The sequence below is a fragment of the Agromyces humi genome, from assembly GCF_009720255.1.
Classification (GTDB): domain Bacteria; phylum Actinomycetota; class Actinomycetes; order Actinomycetales; family Microbacteriaceae; genus Agromyces; species Agromyces humi.
The window spans coordinates 1-4,216 of the sequence record NZ_WJSP02000325.1; the positions used below are offsets into that span (position 1 = coordinate 1).

Annotated in this window: 5 protein-coding genes; 2 read left to right on the top strand and 3 right to left on the bottom strand. The window is 72.6% G+C overall.

Annotation, left to right across the window (positions count from 1 at the left end):
- Together GH736_RS18205 and galT are read right to left on the bottom strand one after the other, a co-directional pair.
- The coding region (locus GH736_RS18205) for a galactokinase (RefSeq protein WP_328596901.1) at positions 1–740 on the bottom strand (740 nt) is incomplete at its 3' end.
- Positions 737–1,849: a galactose-1-phosphate uridylyltransferase gene (gene galT / locus GH736_RS18210; RefSeq protein ID WP_159605854.1), complete on the bottom strand. Its 1,113-nt coding sequence runs from the start codon at positions 1,847–1,849 to the stop codon at positions 737–739. The genes GH736_RS18205 and galT, both read right to left, overlap by 4 nt.
- A gap of 140 nt (positions 1,850–1,989) precedes the next feature.
- Here galT and GH736_RS18215 point away from each other — a divergent pair, with 140 nt between their 5' ends.
- Positions 1,990–2,835, top strand: a complete 846-nt coding sequence (locus GH736_RS18215) for a DeoR/GlpR family DNA-binding transcription regulator (protein WP_159605848.1) — start codon at positions 1,990–1,992, stop codon at positions 2,833–2,835.
- A complete protein-coding gene (locus GH736_RS18220) occupies positions 2,832–3,764 on the top strand; it encodes an aldose 1-epimerase family protein (RefSeq protein WP_159605850.1) in 933 nt (310 codons plus the stop codon). The genes GH736_RS18215 and GH736_RS18220 overlap by 4 nt, the downstream gene beginning before the upstream one ends.
- A gap of 125 nt (positions 3,765–3,889) precedes the next feature.
- Here GH736_RS18220 and GH736_RS18225 read toward each other — a convergent pair.
- Positions 3,890–4,216: trypsin-like peptidase domain-containing protein (locus tag GH736_RS18225; RefSeq protein ID WP_203230843.1), on the bottom strand; the 327-nt coding region annotated here is incomplete at its 5' end.

Below are 4,216 nucleotides of genomic sequence, written 5' to 3' on the forward strand. Positions count from 1 at the left end.
CGGAGCGACTCCACGCTGAGGCCGCGGGCTCCGGCTTCGCAGGAGGCGCGCCGTGCGGCGTAGCCGCCCGAGGCGTGCGCGTGCTCGACCTTCGTGTCGATGACGAGCAGCGACAGCCCATCGGCCGCGAAGCCCAGCGGGATGACGTCGGCGTCGAGACTGCGGCAGTCGAGGAACACGCCGCCGTCGGCCTCGCCGAGCAGCGACGCCGACTGGTCCATGATGCCCGTGGGGGCGCCGACCACGCGGTTCTCGGCGAGCTGGCCGACCTTCGCGAGGGCGGGCCGGTCGAAGCCGAGCCCCCAGTGCTCGTCCAGGGCCAGCGCCACTGCGCTCTCGATCGCCGCCGACGACGAGAGGCCGGCCCCGACCGGCACCGAGCTCGCGACGTAGAGGTCGACCCCGCGCACGTGCTCGAGGTCGGCGCCCAGTTCCCCGAGCGCCCAGGCGACGCCGAGCGGATACGCCGACCAGCCGCTGATCGCGTCGGGCGCGAGCTCGTCGAGGTGGATCTCGACGGCCTCGGGGGCGAAGCTCGACGCGACGCGAACGACCCGGTCGTCGCGGTCACCGAGGGCGACAGCCGTGCGCTGGTCGATGGCGAACGGGAAGACGAACCCGTCGTTGTAGTCGGTGTGCTCGCCGATGAGGTTCACGCGTCCCGGAGCGGACCACACGCCGATGGGCCGCCGTCCGTACCATTCGGCGAACCCGTGCATCGCCTCCGTGACCTCGTTCATGCGTCGACCTCGACCTCTCCGATCGCGCGGCGCAGCGCGTCGGCCTGCGCCTCAGGGGTGACGTCGCCGATCCAAGCGCCCATCGCGGCCTCCGAGCCGGCGAGGTACTTGAGCTTGTCGGCGGCGCGGCGTGGACTCGTGAGCTGCAGCATCAGTCGCACCTCGTCGCGTCGTTCGCTGACCGGCGCCTGGTGCCACGCGGCGATGTACGGCGTGGGGGTGTCGTAGAGCCGGTCGATGCCGCGCAGCAGCCGGAGGTAGAGCGACGCGAGCTCGTCGCGCTCCTCCAGGCTGGTCGCCGCGAAGTCGGGCACGTGCCGGTGGGGGAGCAGGTGCACCTCGATCGGCCAGCGCGCGGCGAACGGCACGAACGCGGTCCAGTGCTCGCCGCTGAGCAGCACGCGCGGCCCGTTGCGCTCGCGCTCGAGGATGTCGCCCATGAGCGTGGGGCCGTAGTCGTCGATCGCGGCGAGCAGGCGCTCGGTGCGCGGCGTGACGTACGGGTAGGCGTAGATCTGGCCGTGCGGATGCGGCAGCGTGACGCCGATCTCGCGTCCGCGGTTCTCGAAGGGGAACACCTCTTCCACCCCGGGCAGCGCCGACAGGGCGGCGGTGCGCTGCGCCCACGCCTCGATCACGGTCCGCGCCCGCGAGACGCCGAGCGTGCCGAACGAGCCCTCGTGCTCGGGGCTGAAGCAGACGACCTCGCAGCGGCCCACCGACGTCAGGGCGCGCTCGAGCCCGACGCTCCGCAGCGACGCGAGGGCGTCGGCGCTGGCGGCATCGGGGTCGGGGAGCTCGGGGCCGAACGACGGGGAGCGGTTCTCGAACACGGCCACGTCGTAGCTGCTCGGGATCTCCGACGGGTTCGCCGCCGTCTGCGGCGCGAGCGGATCCGCGTCGGCGGGCGGGAGGAACACGCGGTTCTGGCGGGCGGCGGCGATCGAGATCCACTCGCCGGTGAGCGGGTCCTGCCGCATGTGCGCGGTGGCGGGGCGCGGATCGAGGGTGCGGGCGTCGACGGCGCGCTCGGGCGGCAGGCTCGTGTCGGCGTCGTCGAAGTAGATGAGCTCGCGGCCGTCGGCGAGGATCGCGGGCCGCACGGCGATGCGCGGGTCGACGATGGCGTCGGGCCCCGCGGTGGCGTCTGGTTCGGTATCGGGCACGCGCACACCCTACGCGACTTTCGTTTCGCAAACAACCGGGGTTTCGTATTGCAAAGGGTGGTCCCAGCGCGGAGAATGCCGGTATGACGGATGCCGCGACGGCCACGCCCGCGCCCCTCGACGCCCCGCGGCGACGCCAGCTCGCCCTCGGCCTCGTCGCCGAGCGAGGGTTCGTGCGCGTCGCCGAGCTCAGCGCGGCCTTTGGCGTCACCACGGTGACCGCCCGAGCCGACCTGGATGCGCTCGAACGGCAGGGCGCCATCCGCCGGGTCCATGGCGGAGCCGTGCCCGCCTCGTCCGTGCTCGAGGCCGAGCGGCCTGAACGCGAGCCGAGCTTCGAGGAGGCGCTCGCGGCATCCGTCGAACCGAAGCGCGCGATCGGCGAGTACGCCGCCTCCCTCGTGCGCAGCGGCCAGAGCGTCATCCTCGACGTCGGCACGACCACCCTGCAGGTCGCACGTGCCCTGCGCGCCCGCACCGACCTCGACGACCTCGTGGTGTTCACGAACGGCCTGTCGATCGCCCTGGAACTCGAGGACGAGATCCCCCGCTTCACCGTGGTCGTCACCGGCGGCACCCTGCGGCCGAAGCAGCACTCGCTGGTGCATCCGCTCGCCGGTTCGATGCTCGAGGAGGTGCACGCCGACCTCGCGTTCATCGGCTGCAACGGCGTCGACCCGGTGCACGGCGTCACGAACGCGAACCTCCCCGAGGCGGCCGTGAAGGCGCTCATGCTCCGCGCCGCGGCCAAGGCCGTCGTGGTCGCCGACGGCTCGAAGCTCGGCGAGGTGCACCTGGGCCGCATCGCGCCGATCGACGCCTTCGACGTGCTGGTGACGGATGCCGCGGCGCCGGCGCCGCTCGTCGCCGAACTCGAGGCGTCGGGGCTCGCGGTGCACCTCGCCCGAGACCCTAAAGTGGATCCATGACTCTTCCCACGGGCGAGCAGTTCGTGCTCGAGACCTCGACGTCGAGCGGCGACCTGCAGGCCACGATCACGGCCGTCGCTGCGGGCATCCGCACCCTCAGCATCAACGGCATCGACCTCGTCCCGCCGTACGCCGAAGACCAGGCGCCGCCCATGGGCGCCGGCATCGTGCTCGCACCCTGGCCGAACCGCATCCGCGACGGCCGGTGGACGCACGAGGGCGTCGAGCACCAGCTCGCCATCACCGAGCCGGCCCGCAACAACGCCATCCACGGCCTGCTCCGCTACACCGAGTACAAGCCGATCGCTCGCGAGCGCGACTCGGTCACCCTCTCGGCCACGATCTACCCGCAGCTCGGCTACCCCTACCTGCTCGGCACCGCCGTGCACTACGAGCTGGTCGCCGACGGCCTCAAGGTCACCCACTACGTGGAGAACCTCGGCGCGGAGGCCGCGCCGGTCGCCCTCGGCTCCCACCCCTACCTGAAGATCGGCGGCGTGCCCACCGGCGAGCTCACGCTGCGCCTGAACGCGGCGAGCCACATCGAGGTCGACGACCGGCTGCTGCCCACCGGCGAGGTGCCGGTCGACGACACCGAGTGGGACCTCCGCGACGGCCGCCGCGTGGGCGACCTCCACCTCGACGACGCGTTCGGCGAGGTCGCGAGCGAAGACGGCGTGGTGCTGCACACCCTCACCGCGCCCGACGGGCGCACCGTGTCGATCTGGGCCGACGACGAGTTCGACTACGTGCAGGTCTACACGAGCCGCGAGTTCCCCGGCGAGGACAGCGACGTCGCGATCGCCGTCGAGCCGATGACGGCGCCCGCCGAGGCGTTCAACTCGGGTCGCGGCCTGCGCTGGCTCGACCCGGGCGAGGAGTGGCAGGTCAGCTGGGGCATCCGGTTCGAGGGCTTCACCGCCGACTGACCCGCCCGGTGCGATCGACGGTCGCACCAGCTGTCACGTCCGGCGGATATACGATCCGCCGCACCGACGAAGCCGGGGACCGTGCGGCGCGGCGGATCGTATATCCGCGATGTGTGGCACGCCGATCAGTCGGCGCAGGACCCCGGGTCCACGGCGTCCTCCAGCTGGGGCGCCTGCTCGGCGAGCGGCGACAGCGTCGACACCGGGATGGCGTAGCCCACGTTCTCGACGGAGTCCGACTTCGCGAACACCACGCCGCCCACGGCGCCGTCGCCCGTGAGCACCGGGCCGCCCGAATTGCCGTGGTCGACGTCGGCGGCGACGGTCATGATCTCGCGCGTCGAGGTGCGGCCGCCCTCCTCGATGGTGATGGGGCCGACCGACATCACGCGCGCCGGCCGCAGCTCCAGCGGGCCGCCGAACGGATAGCCGGCCACGGCGGCGTCGGAGCC